This is a genomic window from Streptomyces sp. CB02009, assembly GCF_001905825.1.
GTDB lineage: Bacteria > Actinomycetota > Actinomycetes > Streptomycetales > Streptomycetaceae > Streptomyces.
Window position 1 is genome coordinate 1,041,766 of the sequence record NZ_LIVV01000001.1, and the last position, 24,453, is coordinate 1,066,218.

The 24,453-nt window shown below is 73.1% G+C and carries 20 protein-coding genes; 8 read left to right on the forward strand and 12 right to left on the reverse strand.

The features are described from left to right. The first annotated feature begins 198 nt into the window (after positions 1 to 198). The 4 genes from AMK27_RS04625 to AMK27_RS04645 all read left to right on the forward strand — a co-directional run bounded on the left by AMK27_RS04625 (position 199) and on the right by AMK27_RS04645 (position 8,145). Positions 199 to 3,882, forward strand: a complete 3,684-nt coding sequence (locus tag AMK27_RS04625; RefSeq protein WP_073902703.1) for a S8 family peptidase — start codon at positions 199 to 201, stop codon at positions 3,880 to 3,882. Positions 3,883 to 4,025: 143 nt separating this feature from the next. Next, positions 4,026 to 5,201, forward strand: coding sequence for a cytochrome P450 family protein (locus AMK27_RS04630; RefSeq protein WP_073902704.1), 1,176 nt, complete (start codon positions 4,026 to 4,028; stop codon positions 5,199 to 5,201). A 112-nt stretch (positions 5,202 to 5,313) separates the two neighbouring features. Continuing rightward, positions 5,314 to 7,701, forward strand: coding sequence for an ABC transporter substrate-binding protein (locus AMK27_RS44310; RefSeq protein WP_079188189.1), 2,388 nt, complete (start codon positions 5,314 to 5,316; stop codon positions 7,699 to 7,701). A 63-nt stretch (positions 7,702 to 7,764) separates the two neighbouring features. Continuing rightward, positions 7,765 to 8,145 carry a hypothetical protein gene (locus AMK27_RS04645; RefSeq protein ID WP_073902705.1) on the forward strand — a complete coding sequence of 127 codons (381 nt, stop codon included), beginning with the start codon at positions 7,765 to 7,767 and terminating at the stop codon, positions 8,143 to 8,145. A gap of 40 nt (positions 8,146 to 8,185) precedes the next feature. Here the strand turns inward: AMK27_RS04645 and AMK27_RS04650 are convergent, their stop codons facing one another. The 7 genes from AMK27_RS04650 to AMK27_RS04680 form a co-directional block, all read right to left on the reverse strand. Further along, entirely contained in the window at positions 8,186 to 9,349 is a 1,164-nt protein-coding gene (locus AMK27_RS04650; protein ID WP_241847299.1) for an esterase-like activity of phytase family protein, read from the reverse strand. A 324-nt stretch (positions 9,350 to 9,673) separates the two neighbouring features. Then, positions 9,674 to 10,093 (reverse strand): DUF7144 family membrane protein, encoded by a 420-nt coding sequence (locus AMK27_RS04655; RefSeq protein WP_073902707.1) that lies wholly within the window; start codon positions 10,091 to 10,093, stop codon positions 9,674 to 9,676. 44 nt (positions 10,094 to 10,137) lie between these two features. Continuing rightward, positions 10,138 to 10,551: an SHOCT domain-containing protein gene (locus tag AMK27_RS04660; protein WP_073903949.1), complete on the reverse strand. Its 414-nt coding sequence runs from the start codon at positions 10,549 to 10,551 to the stop codon at positions 10,138 to 10,140. Positions 10,552 to 10,720: 169 nt separating this feature from the next. Then, entirely contained in the window at positions 10,721 to 11,374 is a 654-nt protein-coding gene (locus tag AMK27_RS04665) for an HdeD family acid-resistance protein (protein WP_073902708.1), read from the reverse strand. Between the two features lie 483 nt (positions 11,375 to 11,857). After that, positions 11,858 to 12,790: a tellurite resistance/C4-dicarboxylate transporter family protein gene (locus AMK27_RS04670; RefSeq protein WP_079188267.1), complete on the reverse strand. Its 933-nt coding sequence runs from the start codon at positions 12,788 to 12,790 to the stop codon at positions 11,858 to 11,860. Positions 12,791 to 12,869: 79 nt separating this feature from the next. Then, positions 12,870 to 13,481 carry a histidine phosphatase family protein gene (locus AMK27_RS04675; protein ID WP_073902709.1) on the reverse strand — a complete coding sequence of 204 codons (612 nt, stop codon included), beginning with the start codon at positions 13,479 to 13,481 and terminating at the stop codon, positions 12,870 to 12,872. 242 nt (positions 13,482 to 13,723) lie between these two features. Beyond that, complete coding sequence (locus AMK27_RS04680) at positions 13,724 to 14,284, reverse strand: helix-turn-helix domain-containing protein (RefSeq protein ID WP_073902710.1); 561 nt, start codon at positions 14,282 to 14,284, stop codon at positions 13,724 to 13,726. Positions 14,285 to 14,485: 201 nt separating this feature from the next. Between AMK27_RS04680 and AMK27_RS04685 the strand changes: the two genes are divergently transcribed. Both AMK27_RS04685 and AMK27_RS04690 read left to right on the forward strand, forming a co-directional pair. Continuing rightward, the gene (locus AMK27_RS04685; RefSeq protein ID WP_073902711.1) at positions 14,486 to 15,610 is read left to right on the forward strand and encodes an arylsulfotransferase family protein; all 1,125 of its coding nucleotides are present in this window, start codon (positions 14,486 to 14,488) and stop codon (positions 15,608 to 15,610) included. Further along, positions 15,607 to 17,031 carry a uracil-xanthine permease family protein gene (locus AMK27_RS04690; RefSeq protein WP_079188190.1) on the forward strand — a complete coding sequence of 475 codons (1,425 nt, stop codon included), beginning with the start codon at positions 15,607 to 15,609 and terminating at the stop codon, positions 17,029 to 17,031. The genes AMK27_RS04685 and AMK27_RS04690 overlap by 4 nt, the downstream gene beginning before the upstream one ends. Before the next feature lie 24 nt (positions 17,032 to 17,055). Here the strand turns inward: AMK27_RS04690 and AMK27_RS43430 are convergent, their stop codons facing one another. Further along, a complete protein-coding gene (locus tag AMK27_RS43430; RefSeq protein WP_073902712.1) occupies positions 17,056 to 17,604 on the reverse strand; it encodes a rhodanese-like domain-containing protein in 549 nt (182 codons plus the stop codon). Between the two features lie 330 nt (positions 17,605 to 17,934). Here AMK27_RS43430 and AMK27_RS04700 point away from each other — a divergent pair, with 330 nt between their 5' ends. Then, positions 17,935 to 18,282: a hypothetical protein gene (locus tag AMK27_RS04700; RefSeq protein ID WP_073902713.1), complete on the forward strand. Its 348-nt coding sequence runs from the start codon at positions 17,935 to 17,937 to the stop codon at positions 18,280 to 18,282. Positions 18,283 to 18,364: 82 nt separating this feature from the next. Here the strand turns inward: AMK27_RS04700 and AMK27_RS04705 are convergent, their stop codons facing one another. From AMK27_RS04705 to AMK27_RS04720, 4 genes are all read right to left on the reverse strand, one after another. Then, complete coding sequence (locus AMK27_RS04705) at positions 18,365 to 19,120, reverse strand: DUF4232 domain-containing protein (RefSeq protein WP_073902714.1); 756 nt, start codon at positions 19,118 to 19,120, stop codon at positions 18,365 to 18,367. Between the two features lie 170 nt (positions 19,121 to 19,290). Continuing rightward, positions 19,291 to 21,624 carry an ABC transporter permease gene (locus AMK27_RS04710; protein ID WP_073902715.1) on the reverse strand — a complete coding sequence of 778 codons (2,334 nt, stop codon included), beginning with the start codon at positions 21,622 to 21,624 and terminating at the stop codon, positions 19,291 to 19,293. 11 nt (positions 21,625 to 21,635) lie between these two features. Next, positions 21,636 to 22,403 carry an ABC transporter ATP-binding protein gene (locus tag AMK27_RS04715; protein WP_073902716.1) on the reverse strand — a complete coding sequence of 256 codons (768 nt, stop codon included), beginning with the start codon at positions 22,401 to 22,403 and terminating at the stop codon, positions 21,636 to 21,638. After that, positions 22,400 to 22,906, reverse strand: coding sequence for a PadR family transcriptional regulator (locus AMK27_RS04720; RefSeq protein WP_073902717.1), 507 nt, complete (start codon positions 22,904 to 22,906; stop codon positions 22,400 to 22,402). The genes AMK27_RS04715 and AMK27_RS04720 overlap by 4 nt, the downstream gene beginning before the upstream one ends. Before the next feature lie 162 nt (positions 22,907 to 23,068). On the opposite strand from AMK27_RS04720, the gene AMK27_RS04725 reads away from it, so the two are divergent. Next, positions 23,069 to 24,340, forward strand: a complete 1,272-nt coding sequence (locus tag AMK27_RS04725; RefSeq protein WP_073902718.1) for an ABC transporter substrate-binding protein — start codon at positions 23,069 to 23,071, stop codon at positions 24,338 to 24,340. Positions 24,341 to 24,453: the final 113 nt, after the last annotated feature.

The window sequence follows — 24,453 nt, forward strand, 5'->3', positions numbered from 1 at the left end:
CACAACAGGACCGTCGGAAACGAGAGCGCGCATTACCACGCCGGTCAGGCAATTGGCCTGCGGCGCAGGCATGTTGGCGGCGAGTGGACATGTCGCCTCTTCGACAGCCGAAGGGCGTAGCGAAGGTGATCGTTCCTGTTGAGTCTTGTTTCCGCCGGACACGGATCCCCCTCCGCCGGCGGAAGGAGTGCCCTCAGCATGCGCAGCAGACGGAGAACCGCACTGCTCGGAATCGCCCTGGCAGCCACCATGACCGCGGGCGGCACGGTGTACGCCGCCGGCCCTCTCCCCGCGACCGGGGAGGACGCGGTGACCGCCGCGCCCCAGGACGCCGTCCGCACCGCAACGGTCACCCTGGTGACCGGCGACAAGGTGACGGTGGCCACCAGGGCGGGCAGGACCGTGGCCGTCAACGTCGTCCCGTACCGGGGCAGCGCCGCCGGACTGCGGACGTACACGGTCGGCACCGACGTGTACGTCGTTCCCCGCGACGTCGAGGCGCTGGTCCACAACGGCCGGGTCGACAAGCGGCTGTTCAACGTCACCCAGCTCGTCGCCCAGGGCTTCGACGACGCCCACCGCGCGTCGACCCCGCTGATCGTGCGCTACGACTCCACCGGCACCCCGACCCCCGGCGGAGCCCGCCTCACCCGCAAGCTCCCCGGCGTCCGCGGCGCCGCCGTCACCGCCGACAAGGCCAAGGGCGACACCTTCTGGGAGGCGGTCGACGACGACAGCGCCCGAGCCGGGACCCCCAAGGCCCGCCTGGCGGGCGGCGTCCAGCGCCTCTGGCTGGACGGCAAGGTCGACGCGCTCCTGGAGAAGAGCGTCCCGCAGATCGGCGCGCCGGAGGCGTGGGCCGCCGGATACGACGGCGCCGGCGTCAAGGTGGCCGTGCTCGACACCGGCGTCGACGCCACCCACCCCGACCTCGTCGACCGCATCGTCGAGAGCCGCAGCTTCGTCCCCGGCGAGACCGCCCGCGACGGCCACGGCCACGGCACCCACGTCGCCTCCACGATCCTGGGCAGCGGCGCCGGCTCCGACGGCAGGTACCGGGGCGTCGCCCCCGGCGCCGAGCTGCTCGTGGGCAAGGTCCTCGACGACGGCGGCTCCGGATCGGAGTCCGGCATCATCGAGGGCATGGAATGGGCCGCGCACTCCGGCGCGAAGGTCGTCTCCATGAGCCTGGGCGGCCAGGAGGGCGCCGACGGCACCGACCCCATGTCGCTCGCGGTCAACGAACTCACCGCGAGCACCGGCGTCCTGTTCACCATCGCCGCGGGCAACAGCGGCCCCGGAGCGAAGACCGTCGGCTCACCCGGAGCCGCCGCCGCGGCCCTGACCGTCGGCGCCGTGGACGCGGACGACGCCGTCGCGAGCTTCTCCAGCCGCGGCCCGCGCGGCGACGGCGGCCTCAAGCCGGAGATCACCGCACCGGGCGTCCGGATCGTCGCAGCCCGCGCGGCGGGCACCACGATGGGCGCGCCGGCCGGCGAGCTGTACACCGCCGCCAGCGGCACCTCCATGGCGACGCCGCACGTGGCGGGCGCGGCGGCGATCCTCGCCCAGCGCCACCCCGACTGGACGCCCGCCCAGCTGAAGCGCCACCTCGTCAGCACCGCGAAGACCACCGCCGACACCTCCGTGTACGCGCAGGGCGCCGGCCGCGTCGACGTGGCACGCGCGGTCCGCCAGCCGGTGTCGGCCGACGGCACGGTCGACTTCGGCCTGCGGGGCTGGGACGACTCCGCCACGGTCGAGAAGAGCATCGCGTACGTCAACGACGGCGACGCCCCGGTCACGCTGGCGCTGAACCTGCGGAGCGCGGGCGAGACGCTGCCCGCCGGGACGCTCTCCCTGGGCGCCGACTCGGTCACCGTCCCCGCGCACGGCACCGCCGCGGTCGCCGTCACCCTCGACAGCGGCAGGCTCACCACCGGATCGCACGGCGCGCACGTCACCGCCCGAGCCTCCGACGGGACGACGGTGGCGACCGCCGTCGGATTCGGCCGCGACGTGCAGCGCTTCGACGTGACGCTGAAGGTCCTCGACCGCGACGGCAAGCCGACCCGCGGCATCGCCGCGATCACCGACACCTCCCTGGACAAGGCGGTGCTCCCGGAGACGTACCCGGTCGGCGAGGACGGGACCGTCGTGCTGCGGGTGCCGCGCGGCGAGCACTCCTTCATCACGGAGATCTCCCACTACAGCCCCGACTGGAGCATGCTCCACGAGTACACCTACGGGGCGCAGCCCGGCACGCTCATCGACTCCGACCGGACCTTCACCTTCGACGGCTCCAGGGCGAGCCGCGTCACCATGGCCACACCCCGGCCGTCCGAGACGAACCGCCTGCGGGTCGGCATCGCGTCCAGCCCCTCCTCGCGGGTCCTGGTCCACAACCGCGAGGTCTGGCTCGGCGGTGAGACGGCTGTCTACTCCGTGCCGTCGGCCACCACCGACCCCGCCCTCTTCGAGTCGCGGGTCGGCTGGTCGCTCAGCGCCCCCGCGCTGTCGGCCCGGCTCGCCGGACACGGCGGCCGAGCCCTCGACGTCTCCTACTTCCAGGGCTGGACCGGCTCGGCACGCTTCGACGGCAGCCGCACCCTGCGGGTGGCCAGGCCGGGAGAGGACGTCAGGGGCAAGCTCGCGCTGGTGAAGCGGGACTCCGGCACCACGACGTACGCGCAGGTCGACGCGGCGGCCGACGCCGGAGCCCTGGCCGTGCTCGTCTACAACGACACCCCCGGCGGCTGGCTGGCCGGCAACTGGGGCCAGAAGGAGACCCGCATCCCCGCGATGACCGTCTCCGGCACCGAGGGCGAGCGGCTGCTGGCGCTGACCGGGGCCCGCATCACCTTCTCCGGCACGGCGGTCAGCCCGTACTCCTACGAACTGCTCACCTACCGCGCCGGCGGCATTCCCGCCGACCAGCGCCACCGCGTCCGGACCGGTGAACTCGCCACGGTCGAATCGCGGTTCCACGGTACGACCGCGGGCGCCGAGGCCGGATACAGCCGTCTGACGCACTCACCGATGCAGACGGTGGGGAACTTCGCCTTCGGCCGGATGCCGCTCCAGCGCACCCTCACCGAGTACGTCACCACGGGCGTGCGCACCTACGAGGCCATGAAGCTCGGTCCCGTGTGGACGGCGGGCGGCACCTGGCAGGTGACGGCCCCCACGACGTTCACCCCCGGCCAGCAGGTCCGCCGCGACTGGAACAAGGCCGTCGTCCGCACCGCGCTCCCGAGCAGCCTGGACCAGGCGGCGGCCCGTGAGGCCGCCGTCGCCGGGATCACCGCCGCGGGACTCCTCGACAGCGGCCAGGGGCAGTGGGCCGTCGTGCGCAACGGCACCGACAAGGAGTTGACCACGGTCTACCGGGACGGCACGCTCCTCGGCACCGCACCCGCCGCGGCCGTCGCCTTCCCCGTGGTGCCGGAGCGCGCCGAGTACCGCGTGGTCACCGACGTACAGCGGGACGAGGCCGGCTGGAACACCTCCACGAAGGTACGCACCGACTGGCGCTTCCACTCCGCGCAGGGCGAGGGGCGGACACTGCTGCCCGTCCTGTCGGTCGACTACCGGCTCGGCACCGACCTGGCCAACAGCGCCCGGGCCAGGTCCCGCACGAGCGTCGGCCTCGGCGTACGCCACCCCAAGGGCTTCGTCGGCCCGGCCGTCACTGGGGTCACGCTGTGGGCCTCGTACGACGACGGCGCCTCCTGGCGGCAGATCCGCCTGGACGGCCGTCTCAACGGCACGATCGAGAACCCGGCGACCGCGGGCTTCGTCTCGCTGAGGGTCACCGCCACCGACGCCGACGGGAACTCCGTCGACCAGACGGTGACGCGGGCCTACCAGGTCCGCCGCTGACCGACCGCAGCCGAACGGCCGGGGCTCCCGCGCGGGAGCCCCGGCCGTTCGCGGCGTCCCGGCGCGCCGCGGACCGGTCGTCGCCGGCCGGGTCGGGCGTGTCGCAGCCCGTGGCCGGCCGGAGCCCGTTGGAGCCTGGGGACATGACCGACCCGACTCAGGAACCCCGCTTCCTCCAGGACCCCTATCCCGCCTACGCCGCCCTGCGCTCCATATCCCCGGTGCGGCCCGTCTCCGGCCCCGGAGGGCGCCCCGGCTACCTGGTCACCGGCTACGAGGAGGCCAGAGAAGCCCTCGGCGACGCCCGCCTCTCGAAGGACACGGCCGCGTTCTTCGCGGGCAGGCAGCCGGGGCGCCGACTGCACCCCGCCATCGCCCGCACGATGCTGGCCGCCGACCCGCCCCAGCACACCCGGCAGCGGAGACTGGTGACCCAGGCGTTCACGACAGGGGCCGTCGCGCGGCTGCGGCCGTTCATCGCCCGCGTCACGGACGAGCTCCTCGACCAGTGGCCCGCCGACGGGCCGTTCGACTTCGTGGCCGGTCTCGCGGTGCCGCTGCCGGTCGTCGTCATCTGCGAGCTGCTCGGAGTCCCGCGGGCGGACCGGCCCCAGGTCCGGCGCTGGTCGGCGGAACTCTTCGCGGCAGGCGAGCCCGAGGTCGTCGACGCCGCCTCGCACGCGATGGCCGACTACATGACAGCCCTCATCGCCGCCAAGCGCCACGATCCCGGCAGCGCCCTCCTCGACCGGCTCATCGCCGCTCGCGACGGAGACGATCGCCTGAGCGAGGCGGAGCTGGTCTCCTTGGCCGTGCTCCTGCTCGTGGCCGGCCACGAGACCACCACCCACGCACTCGGCAACGCCCTCCTGGCACTGCTCCGGAACCCGGCCGCGCTGGACCGGCTCCGGTCGGAGCCCGACGCCGTCCCCGCCGCGCTGGACGAACTGCTCCGCTTCGACTCGGCGGTGAGCACGGCCACGTTCCGGTTCACCACGGAAGCCGTCGAGCTCGGCGGCACCGAGATCCCGGCCGGGGTCCCGGTCACGATCGCCCTGGGGGCGGCCAACCGGGACCCGGCGCGGTTCCCGTCGCCTGACCGCCTCGACCTGGACCGGAACGCCGCTGCCCACCTCGCCTTCGGCCACGGCGTGCACCGCTGTGTCGGCGCGCCCCTGGCGAAGGCGGAGGCGGAGATCGCCCTGCGAGCCGTCCTGACCCGATTCCCCGGCGTACGCCTCGGCGTCCCCGCGGACCGGCTGGAGTGGCGGCACACCCGCCTCGTCCGTGGACTGGTCTCACTGCCCGTCCTGGCCTGACGGAGGCCGGGTCGCCGCGCCGCCGCCGGACGCGGCCGGTGCCCGGTCCCGAAGGCGTGTTCCAGCCGCCGTTCCGTCACCTGATCGGACCAGTACGTCCTAGAGTGTGCGCGTGACCGAGCAGAATCCCGAACTCATCGCCGGCCGCTACCAGCTGGTCGAACGCATCGGCCAGGGCGGCATGGGCCGGGTGTGGCGTGGCCTCGACCAGCAGCTCTTCGGGCGCGAGGTCGCCGTCAAGGAGATCCTGTTCCCGCCGGGCATGGACGACGACGACCGAGCCGTACTGCTCCGGCGGTTCACCGGCGAGGCACGCGCAGCGGTGACTCTCAGCCACCCCGGGGTCATCACCGTCCATGACGTCGTGGAGCATCGCGGAGCCCCCGTCATCATCATGGAGTTGATCCGCGGGCAATCCCTGGCCGCCGCCATCCGGAGCCACGGCAGGCTGCCCGTACGGCGGGTGGCCGAGATCGGCGCCGCCATGCTGGACGCGTTGGCCGAGGCGCACCGGGCCCGCATCGTCCATCGGGACATCAAGCCGGACAACGTGCTCCTGACCAGGGACCGCGTCGTCCTGACCGACTTCGGCATCGCCCACCTCGCCGACGCCACGACCAAGCTGAGCCACAGCGGAATCGTGATCGGCACCCCGCAGTACATGCCGCCGGAGCAACTGGACGGCAAGCGTCCCACTCCGGCCAACGACCTGTGGGCGCTCGGCGCGACCCTCTACCACGCCGTCGAAGGACACCCGCCGTTCGAGGCCGAGGGGCTCCACGCCCTCGCCGTCGCGGTGTTCACCAGCCCGCACCGGGCGCCGGTCCATGCCGGCCCGCTGGCTCCTGTCCTCGACGCGCTCCTCACCAAGGACCCGGCTCAGCGCGTGGATGCCTCGGAGGCGGCGGAGATGCTGGCGTCCGTGCTGCGGTCCTCGGGCGGTCCTGACGTCACCGCCGAGCGCGGGCCGGAGCGCGAGCGTGGCACCGGACCCGTACCGGACGCTCCGGCGGAGGACACGGCAGTCCCGCCCGCGCCCCGGCAGGCGCCGCCCGCGCCGACTCCGCCGTCACCCACGCCCACGCCCACCGTCCTGGACTCCGGGTCCGCCGCCGCCCCTCCGCGCGTTCCCGTCCCTGACCGCCCGACCCACCCGCCCCTGCCCGTACCCCGGGGCGAGGGCCCGGTCACGCTCGACGCGACCGTCGCCCCGGAACGCCGAGGCCCCGCGTCCGCCCGACGGCCCGGACTCACCCGGCGCTCCGCGGTCCTCGGCACCGCGCTGGCGGTGCTGGCCTCGGGTTCCCTCCTGACCTGGGCCCTCACCCGTGACGACGACGCCCCGCGGCGCGGGGCGGCCGGAAGCGGAGCGGGGAACCCCTCCGTCACTGTGGTGATCGGTGTGGACGCACCGCTGAGCGGCGGACTGTCCTCCATGGGCGTCGGCATCAAGAACGCCGCCGACCTGGCGGCCAGGACCGCGAACGAGTCCCGCCACGTCCCCGGCGTGACGTTCGAGATCAAGGCACTGGACGACGCGGCCGACCCCGCCAAGGGGGCGGCCAACGCCCCCCGGTTCGTGTCCGACGAGAAGGTCCTGGGCGTCGTCGGCCCCCTCACCTCCGCCGTCGCCCGGTCACTGGTGCCCCCGCTCGCCGGGGCGGACCTGGTCAACGTGTCACCGGGCAACACCGACCCCACCCTGACCCTGGGCGAGGACTGGGCCGCGAGCACCGGGTCCCGCCCGCACTCCACCTACTTCCGCACCATCGCCACGGACGTCGACCAGGGGCCGTTCGCCGCCCGGTACCTCCACAGGGCGAAGAAGACCAAGCTGTACGTCATCGACGACAAGAGCACCCACGGCACCGCGCTCAGCGCCGGTCTCAGGGCCGAGTTCACCGGACTCGGCGGGACCGTCGTCGGCACCGAGCAGGTCGACCCCGCGGAACGCGCCTTCGCGGGACTCGCCGTCAGAGTACGAGCCTCGGGCGCCGACGCCGTCTACTTCGGCGGCTACTACGACACCGCGGCGCCCCTGTCCCAGCAGCTCAAGCAGGCGGGGGTGAACGTGCCCCTGATGGGCGGCGACGGCATCTTCGACCAGCAGTACCTCACGGAGAACCCGCAGGCCGAGGGCGACCTCGCGACGCAGATCGGCGCACCCGCCGAGGAGTCGGCGGCAGGGCGGGAGTTCCTCGACCGGTACCGGAAGGCTGGCTACCCGGAACCGCCCGGCTGGTACGGCCCGTACGCCTACGACGCGACCTGGGCCCTCATCGAAGCCGTGAAGGCCCTCGTGACGGACAACGGCGGCACGCTCCCGGAGAAGGCCCGGGCGAAGCTCTCACCGGCCGTCGCCGGAGTGGCCTTCGACGGTGTCACCGGCCGTGTCGCCTTCGACAAGGAAGGCGACACGGTCAACCGCAGGCTGACGGTGTACACGGCGGACGACGGGACCTGGAGGATCGCCGACCCGGGCGGTCCCACCGGTCCCTGACCCCGCCCCACGGCGGGCTCCCCGCACCACCGCTCCCGCCGACCTGCGGCTAGGCTCCGTGGAATGGAGCGAGCTGAGGTTCTGAAGCGAGTGATCGGCATCCTGACGGAGGCTCAGGAGATCCGCAAGGCCGTGGAGGACGAGGGCGAGGGCGACGAGGCCTTCGACGCCGCGTCCGAGATCGAGCCGCGGGTGGTCACCCAGATGCTCAACGAGATGCTGCCCCACATCAGCGTGCCTGCCGACGCCGCCCCGCAGGAGGTCGCCCACCTCCTCGCTGCGGCTCTCGGACCCGCGCTGTACACCATGGTCTCCGGGTTCACCCTGGCCTTCACCAGTCTCGCCGTGGCGCACGACGAGGGACGGACCGACGTCTCCTCGGCCGAAGTCCTGCAGTCCCTCGCCCTCCAGGTGGAGGCGGGCCGTTTCGACGAGGGGGCCTGAGCGGCCCGCCCGCGCCGGGCGGGCCGCCTCGCGCGCAGGGTCAGCGCAGCGCCAGCGCGACGATCTGCGTGACCGCTTCCTTGTCGAAGTTGTCGTCGCTGACAAGGATCAGCGACCGTTCGCCGGACGGCAGGGTGGGGCCCCAGGTCATGCCTTCGGTGTTGTCGACGGTGGACAGGCCGAGGGTGTGGAAGTCCGCGACGAGCCGCTTCCGCATGGGCGCGACGGGCTGTCCGGCCAGGGAGTCCAGCGACCGTACGTCGGTGGCGCCCCGCGTCGTGGTGTCGTACAGGCGGATCTTGTAGCCGGAGCCGGCGACCCAGGTGCGCTCGAGGACGAGGTAGCGCTCGGGGTCGTTCGGGAAGGCCAGGAGGGACGGCACACCGGTGTCGGGGCCCCACGGGCTGGTCGGGTCGGACACGGCGAAGATCTTCTCGATGGGGTACGCGAACTGCCCGAGCACCCGGCCGCCGCGGGTCTGCCGCGTGACGCGGACGAGCGCGCCGTGCGTCAGGTCCGGCACCGGGCCGTCCTGGAGCAGCGGGCCCTCGATCGCGCTGGTCACGACGGTGCCGCGGGCGCCGAAGGTGAGCGCCTCGACGGCCTGGTTGCGGCGCGGCCCGCGCTCGGCCGTGATCAGGTAGTTCTCCGGCAGCCGCAGGCGGCCGTGGTGGGTGCCGTCGGGCTCGGAGATCTCGATCGACGGCTGGATCACGGGCGCGCCGGCGACGGCGGGCCGGTCGCCCTCCTGCCCCCACCAGTACCGGCATGCGCGCGGGTCGACGCGGATCTCCTCGGGGTCGATCGCCTTGCCGTCGCCGAGGGCGGGGGAGGGGTAGACCGAGCCGTCCGGCTGGAGGAGGGGGTGGGTCGAGGTGAAGTCGACGGCGTGCACGCCGGCCGCGTCGATGTCGAGCTTCGCGGTGTAGAAGCGCGCGGGCTGGAGGAAGGAGCGGTCGTCGCTGATGAGGACGTACTCGCCGGTGCACCGGTCGCGGTCGATGCCGGAGAGGCCGCCGACCGTGGTCCCCTGGAAGTCGAGCTTGTGCGGGACGGTCTTCTCGCCGAGCAGACGGGCCTGCACGGCACGCTTCGACTCCGGTGCGGACGGGGCCGGTTGGGGTGCGGCGGCCACGGCGGGGGCGAGCGTGGACGTGACGAGCAGGGCCGCGGCGCAGGCGCGGCGGATCAGGGAGGCACTCATGCCGATGATCATGACCCGGGCCTCACCCGCCCCGCAGTCACCCAGGCGAGTGTTCCTTCCGTCGGCCGGACCGATGGTCGGATGATGGGTGCGGCTGAGGGTGCCTCAGCTTCCTGGCGGCGAGCACGGCGCGCATGGCGAGCGCGGCGCACGAACCGTGCCGGTCAAGTCGATCGACTCGCGGACCAGTGCGCACGGCCCCGGACGCTCTGCGCGGGCGAACAGGCCCAAGGGGCACCGACGGCATCCGTGCCGTGACGCCGCCGGGCCCCCTGCCCGCCGTGCGTACGACGGCGGGCAGGGGGCCCGGCACTTCTCCCTTCCTCAGATGAGCTCCTCGCGCTTCACCGCGCACAGGGCCCAGATGACGAACCCGGACATGGCGACCATCAGGATCGACCAGGCCGGGTAGTAGGGCAGGGAGAGGAAGTTGGCGATGATGACGAGCGCGGCGATGCCCACGCCGGCCACGCGTGCCCATGTGGACGTCCGGTACAGCCCGAAGCTCACGAGGACCGCGATGATGCCGAGGATGAGGTGGATCCAGCCCCATGAGGTCAGGTCGAACTTGAAGACGTAGTTGGGCGTGTTGACGAAGACCTCGTCCTCGGCGATCGCCATGATGCCGCGGAAGATGCCGACGAGGCCGGTGATGCCGAGCATGACGGCGGCGAACACGGTCAGTCCGCCGGCCCAGGCCTGTCTCGTCGTGTCTCCCGACCTTGTGGTGTGAGTGGAGGCCATCGCGATCCCTCGCTTCTCGGTCGAATCGACAGTGCCGGGCGCGGTCAGCGTCCGGGGGTGGGGGGCTCACCGGGCGCGGGGCTCGCGGCCGGCTTGTCGTCGCTCAGGACCAGCGCCTTGGCCCGTTCGAACTCCTCGTCCGTGATGTGCCCGGCGGAGCGGAGATCGGAGAGCCTGGTCAGTTCCTCGGCGCTGCTGGGGCGGGCGGCACCGGACGCGGTCTCGCGGATGTACGCGTCGAACTCCCGCTGCTGGTCACGGGCCTGGGCTATCTCGCGGCGGCCCATGTTCTTGCCGCGGGCGATCACGTACACGAGGACGCCCAGGAAGGGCAGCAGGATGACGAAGGCCAGCCACCCGGCCTTGCCCCATCCGTTCATCTCCTTGTCGCGGAAGATGTCGGTGAGGAGGCGGAAGAGCAGGATGAACCACAGGATCCAGAGGAAGAACCAGAACATGGTCCAGAAGACGTTGAGCAGCGGGTAGTCGTAGGCGAGGTACACGATTCCTCCGTTTCCGCGGTCGCCCGGGCATCCGTGGCGTACCTCGGTTCGTGCGCGGGGCGCGGCGGGGTGGGGGAGCCTCGCTCCGAAGGCCGGGCGCGAGGCTGCGTCTGCGACGCGGCTGTCAGGTGGGCCCCGGCGAGTCGTGGCCCGTGACGCCCGCCCTGCGCAGTGCCGACCGCCACGCCAGCGCGACGGCGGTCTCCGCCAGGCCGAGGAGGACGAGCCAGAGGCCGAGCAGCCTGGTCAGGGCCCGGGCCGACTCCGTCGGCAGCGCCAGCACCACGATTCCCGCGACGATGCCGAGGGCCGCGACGGCCATGACGACACCGCGGTGCGGCATGTTCTTGGTGGCGATGGCCGTGTAGAGGGTGACGATGCCGGACACCAGCCAGACGGCGCCGACGATCAGGGAGAGCGCGGCGATCGTCTGGAGCGGGTTCCTGAGACAGAGCACTCCGCCCAGGACGCACAGGACGGCCACGATCAGTCCCGGCACACGGTCGCTGCTGCGCCCGAACGCGGTCACGAACTGGAAGGCGCCGGTCAGCAGCAGGTACACGCCGATGAGCACGGCCAGGACGTGCAGGGTGACATCCGGCCACACGAGCGCCAGGATGCCCGGGATGAGCGTGGCCATCGCGGCGCAGAGGAGCCAGATCCACGAGCGGCCGAGACGCGCCAGCTGATCCTCCGGGTCGGCCGCGGGAGCGGGCGATGCCGTGCCTGTCCCGTCCTCCGGTCCGGCACGGGGCGCGGAACCCTGTGACATTGCCATGTGTCCTCCTCCCGCCGCCCGGGTGGATCGTCCCTGACCCTCTCGGGGCCGGGAGTCGCCACGTCCCACGACGCTCAGATCGAGCGGGGTGAGCGGGTCGGCAGTCCGTACGGAAGAGCCTTGACGATGACAGGGCCGAACAGGAGGGTCGGTCCGGCCGTCGTCACGCGTGGGGCCAGGGGCGACGCCGTGGCCGGCGTTCCCGATACGTGTTCCTCGGAGGTCTCGTAGCGCATGAGGTGTCTCTCGGAGGGGTCAGAAACGGGAGCGTGCGGGGCTCCAGGACCAGTGTGCACCCATCGCCTGCCGCCCGCCTCACAGCGTGAGGAACAGCCAGGAAGCGGCCTGGAGGCTCGTGGGAGCGGCGGGTCCGGATGCTGCTGGAGGCTCGTGGGAGCGCGGCTCCGGATGCTTCTGGCGGCTCGTCGGCCGCGGCGGTTCCGCACGCTCGTCGACGCCGTCCGGGCCGGCATGCGCGCGCCGTCAGCGCCGTCGGCGGGCCCGCACCGGCCGGGAGCCGCCGACCGCGGGGGAGAGCCGGTCGACGGCGTGCCCCGTGAGCGAGCGGGCGAAGCCGTAGGCGGTCGGGAGCCACACGGCGACGGCGATCCACAGCAGCACCCGGCCCAGCGTCTCCAGCCACGCGACTCCGGTGGCGGCCGCGACGGACAGGGCCGCCACCGCCGTCATGCCGAGCGGGAAGACCGTCGCCCAGCGACGGACGTCGTAACCGAGGCGTGGACGGGCGCACTCGCCGCACAGCAGCACGGCGTACCAGGCCAGATCGAGCGCCGTCAGGACGAGCGTGGCCGTCCGCAGGGCCGTGGCCGCGTCGCCCGACCAGACGCCCGACGCGAGGAGCTTCGAACCGGTGAGTGCCGAGAGCGCGAGGGCTCCGCCCGCGATCCAGTGGTCGCCCGCGCCCGTCACCACCTGGCGTACGTCGAAGCGGGCCAGGGCGTCGACGTACAACAGGAGTCCCAGCAGGAACAGGCCGAGAGCCACCCGGGCAAGCCAGTCACCGGTCTCCGGCACGAGGACGGCACACAGGACCGCGAGGCCCTGGGTGGCCACACTGATCAGGAACACGGCGCCCGGTGCCCGTCGGGTCAGATGCCGGAGGACGGCGACCAGCATCACCGGCCACACCAGCGCGGCGATCACCAGGAGCGACACGGCCACCGGAGTGAGGCCGAGGAGCTCGAACCGTACGCCGAGCACCGTCGTGGCGGCGACCGCGGTGAGCGCCGGCGGGGTGACGGCGGTCGTCTCCCAGCGGCGCCGGTCCCTCAGCAGCAGGGCCGAGCAGCCGAGCGCCAGCAGCAGCCAGAGCGCCGCGGCCGGCCACAGCGCCACGACGGACACCACCTCGAAGCCGGCCAGGCTCAGCCCGACCGACAGGATGCCGGTGGCCATGACCGCGGCCCCGGCCACCGGAGGCCACGCCGCCCACTGCCGGGCGTACCGGTTCACGGCGTGCTCACGCTCGTCCGCGTCACGTACGGACAGGGGGGAGCGGGCGCTGGTTCCAGCCCGCGACCACCGGCAGTCCGTGCTCCGTGGACAACCGGCCGACCGTCGCCGTGGTCAGGAGGAACAGCCGCCCCTCGGACGCCGGCAGGCCGAGGTAGCGGGCCGTGAGGACGCGCAGCAGATGCGCGTGCGCGACCACCACGCCGTCCTCCCGCGAACCGGCGAGGAGCGGCAGGACGCGCTCCAGCACCCGGTCGGCCCGTCGCCCCACGTCCTCCGCGGACTCGCCCGGCCGCCCGTCGGCATGCGGCGGCACGCCGTCGTTCCACAGCGACCAGTGGGGCCGGGTCTCGTGGATGTGTGCCGTGGTCAGCCCCTCGTACCCGCCGTAGTCCCACTCGCACAGGTCCTCGTCCGTCACCGCGTCCCGCAGCCCGGCGAGTTCCGCCGTGTGCCGGGCCCGCCGCAGGGGACTGGTGCGTACGAAGGCCAGGGGGCGGCCCTCGAAGAACGGGGCGAGCGTGCGTGCCTCCGCCTCGCCCTCCGGTGTGAGCGGCAGATCGGTACGACCGGTGTGGCGCCCCGAGGCGCTCCACTCGGTCTCGCCGTGACGGATCAGGATGAGGTCGCTCATGGCGGCGGTGCTCCTTCCGACGACACGACGGCGTGCGCTTCCGACGGCGTGCGCTTCCGACGGCGCGGGCCTTCGACGGCGCGGGCCGCCGACCGCGCCGGCTTCCGGCGGCCCGGGCTTCCGACGGCGCAGGCTTCCGGCGGTGTGAGGCGGCCGAAGGGCAGGTCACGCCTTCCAGCGTGCGGCCTCGATCTCCTTCCCGCACGTGAGGTCGAGGAGGACGGAGGCACGGGCGGGCCTTGTCAGAGCTCCAGGACGTCGACGTGGTCGCCGACCGCGACCACGAGGACCCGCGACCCAGGCTCGACCGTGCGCCAGCGGTGCAGGACGCCACCGGCCACCAGGAGCGTGTCCCCGCGTCCCAGCCGGTGGATCCGGCCTTCGACCTCGACCTCCACCGAGCCGTCCGCCACGTACATCAGCTCGTCGTTGCGGTGCCGGAACTCGCGATCCGCCTCGTGCTCGCCGACGAACTCGAGCGCGTGCAGCTGATGGCGGCCCCGTACCACCGGCCGGACGCCGGCCTCCCGGTCGAGCCCGCTGTCGTCGTCGGCGCGCACCACGTCGATCGTCCGCGTCCTGTCCGAGGTCGCGAGGAGGTGCACCGCCGTGGTGTCGAGGGCGTCCGCGATCCGCTGCAGCGACCGCATGCTCGGACGCGCCCGGTCGTTCTCGATCTGGCTGAGGAAGGGTGAGGAGAGCCCGCTGAGCCGCGCCACATCGGCGAGCGTCAGGTCGAGCGCCCGGCGCCGGCGGCGTACGGCGGCCCCCACGCGTGGGGTGTTGGTGCTCTCGGCCTCCATGGCTGTCCCGTCCTTCCCCCGCCCCGCAGGCGCCCCGGGGCGCCGTTCTCCCTGGCCGACGGCGCCTGACGGCACCTTACGCGGCGCAACGCGAGAACTCGGAGACGGTTTCGTACTCCCGACACACGCCCGTCACACAACGGCCCTAACGTCAAAGTCGGTTGTTCTCATCAAAGAAAGTTTGACGCAAGGAGTCCCGACGTGCCCTCTGTCGACCAGAACTCACGCCGCCGCCGTCCCACCGGCCTCATCGCCCTCGACGAGGCGGCGGTGTCCGACGGCTACACCCTCTACGCACCCCTCACCGGCACCGGGGAGGTCTACCTCATCGACCTCCACGGCGACACCGTGCACAGCTGGAACCTTCCGTACCGCCCCGGCCGCCACGCCCGACTGCTCGCCGACGGCACGCTCGCCTACAACGGCGTCCTTCCGGGGGAGCGCGCCCTCTTCCCGATGTGGCACAAGTACCGGGGCGGCGTCATGCTCCATGCGGCCCCCGACGGCACCGTCCTGCGGGAACACCGCGATCCCCTCCAGCACCACGACGCCCACCACCTCGACGACGGGCGCATCCTCTACACCGCTCTGGAACCGCTGGCCGGGGCCGAAGCCGCGACGGTACGGGGCGGCGTGCCCGGCTCCGAGGCCGAGGGCGGGGTCGTCTGGGCCGACACCATCAAGGAGGTCGGCCCGGACGGTGAACTCCTCTGGTCCTGGAGCGCTTCGGAGCACCTCGACCGGGCCTCCTTCCCGCTGCACGAGGCCTACGCGCGTGAGCACTGGCCCCTGATCAACAGCGTCACGCCCCTGCGGGACGGCAACATCCTGGCCAGCCTGCGCAGTGTGTCGGCCGTCGTCGTCATCAGCCGTGAGACAGGCGAGATCCTCTGGCGCAGCCGCCCCGGCACGGTCAGCCAGCAGCACGCCCCCACCGAACTGGACGACGGCCGGCTGCTCGTCTTCGACAACGGCGTGTTCCGGCCCGGGAACGACGTCCCGTACTCCCGCGTCATCGAGATCGACCGGGCCACGAGCGACATCGCGTGGGAGTACCACGACCCGGCACGGGAGTTCTTCTTCGCGCCCTTCATGGGCTCGGCGCAGCGCCTGCCGAACGGCAACACCCTCGTCACCGACTCGCCCTCGGGGCGGCTGTTCGAAGTGACCGAGGACGGCTATCTGTGCTGGGAGTACGTCGTCCCGCACTTCGCAGGCTACGGCGAGAGCGAGGTCCGCGGTCTCTTCCCGTCCGAGCCCAACGCGGTCTTCCGCGCCTACCGCTACACGGCGGCCGAGATCCCGTGGCTGGAGGCGACGGCATGACGACCGCCGATCCTGTGGACACGGCGAGCACGGCGAGCGAGGCGCACGCGGCGGACGAGGTCGGCACGGCGGACGCGGTCGGCGAGACGCACGCTGTCGACACGGCCGACGATGTCGACGCGAAGGTTCCCTGGCGGAGACTGGTCCCGCTGTCCGCCCAGCACGTCCTGGCGATGATCGCCGCCCCGGTCTCCACCGTCTTCCTCGTCGCCGGAACCCTGAAGATGCCGCCCGGTGCGACGGCCTCCCTGCTCAGCGCCGTCCTGCTGCTGTGCGGGGCGGGCGCCCTGCTCCAGTCGCTCGGCGTGTGGCGGATCGGCGGCCGCCTCCCGTTCGTGATGCTGCCCGGCGGCGCCGCGACCGCGCTCTTCCTCCAGATCGCCCAGGAACACGGAGCGCCGACCGCGGCCGGCGCCGTCCTCCTGGCGGCAGCGCTGCTCCTCGCCGTGCTGCCCGTGTACGCCCGTGTCGTACGGCTCTTCCCTCCCCTGGTCATGGGGGTGACCGTGCTGCTCATCGGGATCGCGATGATCCGGGTCGCGTCCCGGCTCGTCACCGGCCCGGACGGCACGGGCGAGCCCCGCGCGGTGCTCCTCGCCGGGCTCACGGTCGCGGCGACCGTCGCCGCGTACGTGTTCCTCCGCGGCGTCTGGCGCCAGACCTCCGTCCTCATCGGGATGGCGGCGGGCACCGCCGTGGCGGTGGCGACCGGCCTGGGAGCCTTCGCCCCCGCGGCCGGCAGCGGCTTCGCGCTGCCCGCGTTCCTGCCCTTCGGGACACCGAGGTTCGACCTGCTCGCCGCCCTTCCGCTGCTCGTGTTCAGCCTCACCACCCTGGCCGAGATCACCGGGCAGACCGTGCTCAACAGCGAGACCGTCGGCCGGACCCCGGCTCCCGAACGGGACGTCCCCCGCGTCGCCCGCGCCGACGCCGTCGTCTCCCTGGCGGGCGGCCTGTTCGGCACCTCCCTCATGGTCACCAGCGCGGAGAACATCGGCATCGGCCGGCTCACCGGGGTCCGCAGCCGGTTCGTCACCGCGGGAGCCGGAGTGCTCCTCGTCGTCCTCGGGCTCGCCACGCCCGTGTCCCGCGCGCTCGCGGGCATACCCGAGGCCGTCGTCGGAGGCTCCGCCCTCGTCGTCTACGCCGTGATCGCCGTCATGGGCGTCGAGATGCTCCGCCGCGCCGACCTGTCCGGCACCGGTACGGGCTCGCTGACCGCGGCGCTCGCGCTCACCGTGGGACTGCTTCCGCTGCTCACCCCGGACCTGTACGCGGGGTTCCCCGGCTGGGCCCGCACTATCCTGGGCAGCGGCGTCGTCGCGGGCACCCTGACGGCGGTCCTCCTCACCGCGCTGCTCGGCCGGTTCGGCCCCAAGAGCCGGACGCCCGCCCCGCCCGATCCGCACGCACGACAGTGACCGGGCCGGGCGCGGCGGAGGGCGTCAGCCGGGCGATGCCGCCCCGCGCCGGTTGAAGGGGAGCCGGCCCAGGACCACCGCCATGCCGCAGGTGTCGGTGAGCGCCGAGAAGACCAGGCCCCCGGCGATCCCCGCCGGGAGCAGCTGGAACGCGGGGTGGACGAGCAGCCCGAGAGCCAGGCCGAGCAGCACCAGCGCCCCTGCGGTGAACCGCACCTGACGCTCCATCCCCCAGACCCTGCGCACGGGTCCCTGCGGGTACTCGAGCGGATGGCCGGCCGAGGCCCATCCCCGGGTGCCGCCGGTGAGACTCGCCGCGGCGACCCCGTGGGAGGCGAGAGCCGCGACGGCCTTCTCGGAGCGGGCGCCGGAGGCGCACACCAGCAGCAGTGGCCTGCTCGTGGTCGCGTCCCGCAGTTCGGAAACCGTGTCCTCGATGCGTTCCAGGGGGACGTTCACGGCGCCGGGCAGCCGGCCGGACGCGAACTCGCCCGGGGTGCGGACGTCCACCACGTTCAGCTCGGCCAGCCGGGCCTCGGCTTCGCCGACGGTGAGGGTGCGGGATGTACTCATGACGAACCTGCCCTTGGCGGTGACCGGGTACGGCCCCGCACCGGCAGCGGCGGGACCGTCCCCCGGATGCTAGACGCGCGCCGCCGCGCGGACCCCGCACCGGGCGCGGCCGCCACGAGCCCGCCATGACTCCGCCACACCCCGGCAACATGCGCGCCGGGTCGGCGAGGACACCGCTCGGGGCGGTGCCCGGCGTTCGTCGGCTCTTCTCACTTGTGACGAGATGGCGTAGGGGACATCCGGGTGGGTTTCCCGCCGGATCGCAACGGGCCCCGGCACCCGTGTCGTCGTTCCCTGCACGAACGTTGCACGACGACTGAGGAGACGCTCATGACCGAGTTCCAGGCGCTCACCACGGGTCCCCGCGCACTGTCGGATCTCGACCCCTACCGCTTTCCCGCCGTGCACGACCTCGACGACCTGCCCGGGGAGGCGTCGGCCACCCGCGGGATCATGGAGTTCGACGACTGGTCCGAGCCGGAGCCCGCGTCTTCGGGCGGGTCGCGCCACGGTCTGGAGCCGGCCGACCGCCGCCGGCTGGAACTGCACGCCACGCTCACCGCGGCGGGCATCGCGCCCCGGCCGGGCGATCTCGACGCCATCGACGTGCTGTGCGCCCTCGACGACACGACCCACATCGCGCTGCGCCGTTGGCTCGGCGGGTCCGGCACCCACTGACACGCGCCCCGGCCCGTGGGCGCGCGGGACCGCCGTCGTACCCCTCGGCGAGTGGGTACGACGGCGGTCCCTGGACCACCCCTCAGAGCTGGGTGATCGGGCGCATCGCAAGACCCTCGGTGCCGGCCCAGCCGTTCACCCGCGCCGCGTCGTCGACCGAGACCGTGCCGAGGCCGCCGGGCAGGTCGAAGACGAGCGTGCCCCGCAGCTCGGTGCCCTCACCGGCGACCAGGGTCGCGGTGAAGCGGTCCGACTGGTCGTACTCCGCCTCGCCCCCCTCGTCGTTCCCGAAGACGTACAGCCCGGCGTAGGCCTTGCCGCCGCCCTCGACGACCACGGGCTCGGTGTCCGGCTCCCCGAGCGACTCGACGATCGGGGCGTCGTTGCCCGCCTTGAGCCGGATCATCGGCGCGTCGTTGAGGACGCACGGCGTCTTCGCGGTGTTGGTGACGGTCAGCAGGAAGTGGCGGGGGGTCTTCCCGCGCTCGTCCTGGAGTTCGACCTCGGTGTTGAGCCCGTCCGCCGTGCAGTCCTCGTACGCCGTGCCGTTGCCGCCGCCGGTCTCACCGCTGTCCCCGGTCCCGGTGGCCGTCGGGCTGCCGCTGCCGGTCCCGGAATCGCCGGTGGGCGCGGTGGTCTCCGGAGTGCTCCCGCCCGCCGAAGCGGAGCCCGAGGGGGCCGCGCTCGACGGGGCGGAGGCGGACGCCTTCGCGGCGGCGTCGCCGTCGTCGCCCTGGCAGGCGGTGGTCGTGAGCAGCGCCGCGACCACGGCCGCGCCCAGGACGGCGCCGCGCAGACCCCGACGCGGTGAACCGGCCCTGGCTGTCTTCGAGTTCATTCCGTTCTCTCTTCCCCCGTGACCGGTCCGAAGCCGGTCCCTGTGCAAGCGACACCGGTATTGTTGCCGCGAGGAGCGATGGGTCCACCAGCAGCCCGAGTCTGTTACAGCCCTCGTACGAACCAGCCGTCTTGGCGTGACCTGAACAGGATCGCCGAGGCCGACACCCCCTAGAACGTCTCGCTCGCCGAGTCGGTGAGGCGGCGGCGTGCGGTCCTCACGGCGGGTGCCAGCGCGGCCGCCGCGCCGACCGCGGTCGCCGTGGCGATCAGGGCCACCAGGACGAGCGGCGAGGGCACATGGGCGATGCCCGCGCCGATACCGCTGGAGCGGCCCTCCTCGTCGACGAGCCACCGGCCGACCGCCGCTCCGGCCCCGGTGCCCAGGAGGGCGGAGACCAGTGTCGTGAGGGCCGCCGCCGTGACGGTCACCGAGCCGATCTGGCGGGGGGTGAGGCCGATGGCCCGCAGGGCCAGGAGGTCGCGCAGCCGGGCGCGTACCCCCGTACTGATCAGGGTGAGCAGCTCCACGAGGGCGATGAACGCGAGCACGGCGATGAGCGCCGCGATCACTCCGCGCGGGGTGTCCAGCCGGTCCGCGGGGGTGGGGGTCTCACGGACCTCCAGCGCTCCGGAGGCCGACCCGGAGACAGTGGCGGCCACCTCCCGGGGGTCGGCCCCCGGCCGGAGGACGAGCGCGTGGAACCGCGCGCTCATCGCCGGGACGTCGTCCCTGAGGCTGTCGAGCGGGGTGGAGATCACCCGGCCGCCCTGGTCGGGTTCGAGGCTGCGGCCCACGATGTGCAGGATCCGGGGACGCCCCTCGACCGTCATACGGACCCACTCGCCGACCCGTACGCCCAGCAGGTCGAGGAGTCCCTGCCCGGCGACCGCCTCGTCCGGGCCGGTCGGCGCGCGGCCCTCGACGACGGTGTGCGGGTACGGCCGTGTCCGGCTGCCCAGACCCCGCAGGGTGATCGTCCCGGTCTGGCCGGGGACCAGCGCGACGAACTCCGCCCCGGGGAAGACGTCTTCGACGCCCGGGACCGAGGACAGGGCGCGTACGAGTGCCGGGTCGTCCCCGGGGCCGGGCTGCTCGGCGCGTACGGTCAGGGCGGCGGCGCGGCCCATCTGGGCGTGGTCGCTGCGGAACTGTTCGAGTGTCGACCAGGCGACGAGGGCCACGGTCATCAGGGCGATGGGGAGAGCGAGCCTGGTGATCGACCACAGGTCGCGGCCCCGGCCGGAGAACGCCGAGCGCCAGCCGAGAACCAGCGCAGGAGACAGGCGCAGCGCGATGGCGCGGCGGCCCAGGGGCGTGATCGGGGCGGCGGTGAGCAGCGCCGACCTGGCGGTGGGGACGGGCGGCACGCGGCCGGCCCGCCAGGCGGCGAGCCCGGTGGCGGCGCCGATGAGAAGGACCGCGGCGCCGGGCAGCCCGGCCACGATCGCCCGGTGCCAGGGCATCTCGGGCCACAGGACCACGGCCTCCCCGATCCTGCCCGGTATCCACCGCCCGAGCGTCAGGGTCGCCGCCGTGGCGAGCCCGGCGCCGAGGACCGCGAAGCCCAGGTGCTGGACGAGGAAGCCCAGCGTCACCTGGCCGGGGGTGAAGCCGATGGCCTTCAGCACCGCGATGTCCCTGAGCTGGCCCCGCACCCGTGCCCGTACCGCTCCGGAGACGGCCACCGCGGCCGCGAAGAGGGCGGCCAGGCCGAAGGCGGCGAACATCTGCCCGAGCAGCCGGTCGTCGCCGCCCCTGTCCGCCCTGGCCTCCTGCCAGTTCGTCACGCGCTCGACCCGGTGGGCGCCGAGGAGCGTCACGGCGCGCTGGACGACGTAGTCGGTGTCGGCCGGGTCCTTGAGCCGCAGCCCGAGGCTCTGTCCCGCACCGGTCGGGGCCACCTGGTCCAGCTCTCCGGGCAGCACCCAGGCGAGGCCCGCTCCCTGGCCGGCCCGGTAGAGGGGTTCGGCGCTCTCCGCGATGCCCACGATCCGCAGGGACAGCGGTGCGCCGTCGTCGCCTGCGACCGTCACGGTCTCGCCGGGGTCGGCCCACAGCGCCCGCGCCAGTGTGCTCTCCAGCACGATCTCGCCCGGCCGGCCGCCGGTGGTCCCCGACGACAGCCAGCGTCCCTCGGTGACGAGGGGGCGGGCCACCGCGGACGGTCGGGGCGCCGCGCCCCGCAGGACGACCGGCGCCCGCGCGCCGGCCGCCTCGACGGTGGCGTCGGCCGTCCGGAAGGGGCCCGACAGAGCGGCGACCTCGTCCAGGGAGGCGAGCGAGCCGAGCGAGGAGGGGTCGGGGGCGCCGCGGGTGTGCAGCCAGATGTGCGCGCCCTGGGACTGGTTGAACACCCGCTGCCAGGGATTGACGGCGTAGCTGAGCAGCGCCGCGGACAGCAGCAACGAGACGATCACACCGGCACTCGCCAGGACGGCGAACAGCGCCTCGCCCCGATGGGCGCGCAGGTCGGAGTGAGCCCACCGCAGAATGGCCCGCACGACGTACCGCCTCAGTCTCGCAGTTCGAGGACGCCGGACACTCCCGGACGTGCGGTGCCGCCGTCGCCGAGGGCCGCGTCGTCGGCCGTCCGTCCGTCGAAGAAGCTGATGACCCGGTCCGCCGCACTGGCCATGCGGGCGTCGTGGGTCACCATGAGGATGCTCTGGCCCCGCCGGTGGAAACGCGAGAGCAGCCGCGTGACGTCGCGGGTCCCCTTGCTGTCGAGGCTCCCCGCGGGCTCGTCGGCCAGCAGCAGCGCCGGGTTGTTGACCAGGGCGCGGGCGAGCGCGACCCGCTGCTGCTCGCCCCCGGAGAGCTCTCCCGGCATCGAGCGGTCCCTGCCCTCCAGACCGAGCTCCTGGAGGAGTTCCGTCCTGCTCCGCCGCGCCTGCCGGGGAGAGACCCCGGCGAGGAGGGCCGGCAGTTCGATGTTGTCGGCGACGGTGAGGTTGGAGACCAGGTTGAAGAACTGGAAGACGATGCCGATGTGGCGTCGGCGCAGCATCGCCCAGCGGGCCTCCGAGTATCCGTCGACCTTCTCCCCGGCCAGCCACAAGTGCCCGCTGTCGGGCCGTTCGAGACCGCCCACGAGGTGCAGCAGGGTCGACTTCCCCGCTCCGGACGGGCCGGTGATCGCGACGAACTCACCCGGCCGCACGGTCAGGTCCACACCTCGTACCGCCTGGACGGGCGCGCTGTCGCCGTGATGGGTCTTCGTCAGACCCTCGGCACGCACGATCGCGTCCTGTGGGGGCGCCGCGGTGGGACCTTCTGTCATTCCAGCTCCTCCTGACAACGCTCCAGCCAGTCGAGGTCGGCCTGCAGATGCAGCATGGCACCCTCGATCAGAAGCTGGGCGATCTTGTTGCCGCGGTCCTCCGAAGCGGCGAGCCTGGAGAGGGTGCGCATGGTGTTCAGGTGCCGGCGCCGCTGCCTGTTGATCAGGGTGATCGGATCGGCGAGTCCCGACAGCGGGGCCAGCGCGAGCTTCATGAAGAACTCGTCGCGGACCCTCGGCTCGTCGGCGGTCTCCTCGAACCACGCGGAGACGGCCTCCCGCCCCGCTTCCGTCAACCGGTACGTCCGCTTGTTGGGGCGACCGGACTGTTCGACATCCTCACCCTCGATGAGACCGCTCTTCTCCAGCCGGCCGAGCGTCACGTAGACCTGGCCGACGTTCGGCTGAGGGTATGCGGAGCCGAGGAGTTGTTCAAGGCCCTGCTTGAGCTCGTAACCGTGGGCTGGGCCCCGGGTGAGGAGTGCCAGCAGCTGCTGCCGCACACGCTCCCCCTTCTGTGTCGTTCCGGAACCCGATGCCGGACCTGAGACCGTAGGACCAGGTGACGGCGCTGTCATCTGGCGGTCCAGTATCGCCGATTCCCCTGACTCGACCTATGCCACGATGGTCCACGTCGTGTCCGGGACGACGTCCGGGAGGAACCTGTGCGGTGGATACGGACCGTGAGGTGGGGGATTCTCGCGGTGGCGATCGTGCTGGCCGGGTACTCCGGCGTCGCGCAGCGCCCCGTGGAGCCCTCGGCCGCAGGCCGGGGACCGCTGACGTTCGTCACGGCGGGAGACCTCACCCGCTATCTGTCGCCGCTGGTCGACGCATGGAACGGCAGGCACCCGGCCGAGCCGGTCACCCTCGTCGAACTGCCGGAGTCGGCCGACGAGACCCGCGCGCAGATGCTCAGCGAACTGCGCTCCGGCAGCAGCCGGTTCGACGTGCTCAACCTCGACGTGGCCTGGACCTCGGAGTTCGCCGCGGCAGGGCTGATCAGGCCCCTGGACCGCGACCGCTTCGCACTCGACGCCTTCCTACGCCCCGTGGTCGACACGGCCACGTTCGAGGGCAGGCTGTACGCCGTCCCGTACGTGACCAACGCGGGGCTGCTCTACTACCGCAAGGACATCCTGGACGCGGCCGGCGAGAAGCCGCCGAGGACCTGGGCCGAGCTGGCCCGACAGGCACGCACCCTCGCTCCCCGGCACGGCATCGGGGGGTACGCGGGCCAGTTCCTCCCGTACGAGGGGCTGACCGTGAACGTCACCGAGGCCATCCAGTCCGCGGGCGGCACCGTCCTGCGCGACGACGGCACGACGGTCGCGGTCGACTCGGACGCGGCGCGGGCGGGCCTCGCGTTCCTCGCGGACGGGCTGCGCGAGGGCTGGATACCCGCCGAGGCCCTGCGGTACAAGGAGGAGGAGTCCCGGGCCGCCTTCGAGGAGGGCCGCCTCCTCTTCCTGCGGAACTGGCCGTACGTCTACACGGACGCCAACGGCCCGGGATCCAAGGTCGCGGGACGCATCGGCGCCGTGCCGCTGCCCGGCCTCGACGGGCTGGGCACGAGCGTGCTCGGCGGATCGAACCTCGCCGTGTCCGCCCGCTCGAAGCACGCCGCCACGGCCGCCGACTTCCTCGCGTACCTGACCAGCGAGCCGGTCCAGCGGCAGGTCCTGACCCGGGGCGCCCTGCCGCCGGTGCGGGCCTCGCTCTACGACGACCCGGCCCTCGTCGCCGCCCACCCCTATCTCCCGATCCTCCGGGAGAGCGTGCTCGCGGCCGTGCCCCGCCCCAAGAGCGCGCGGTACGACCAGGTGAGCCTGGTCGTCCAGGCGATCGGACAGGACGTGCTGGCGCTCCGCGACACGCCTGAGGAAGCCGTGCGGCGACTGACGCGCGAGCTGGGCGCCATCTCCAGCGGTTCCTGAGCCTCCCGAGGTCCTTCCTTCCTCACCCGAGCAGTAGTTACTTGTTAGATAGCGGCCGTCACTCTGCCACGGCTCATCCCTCTCGTTGCCTCCCCAATGAGGCTTTCTTGTAA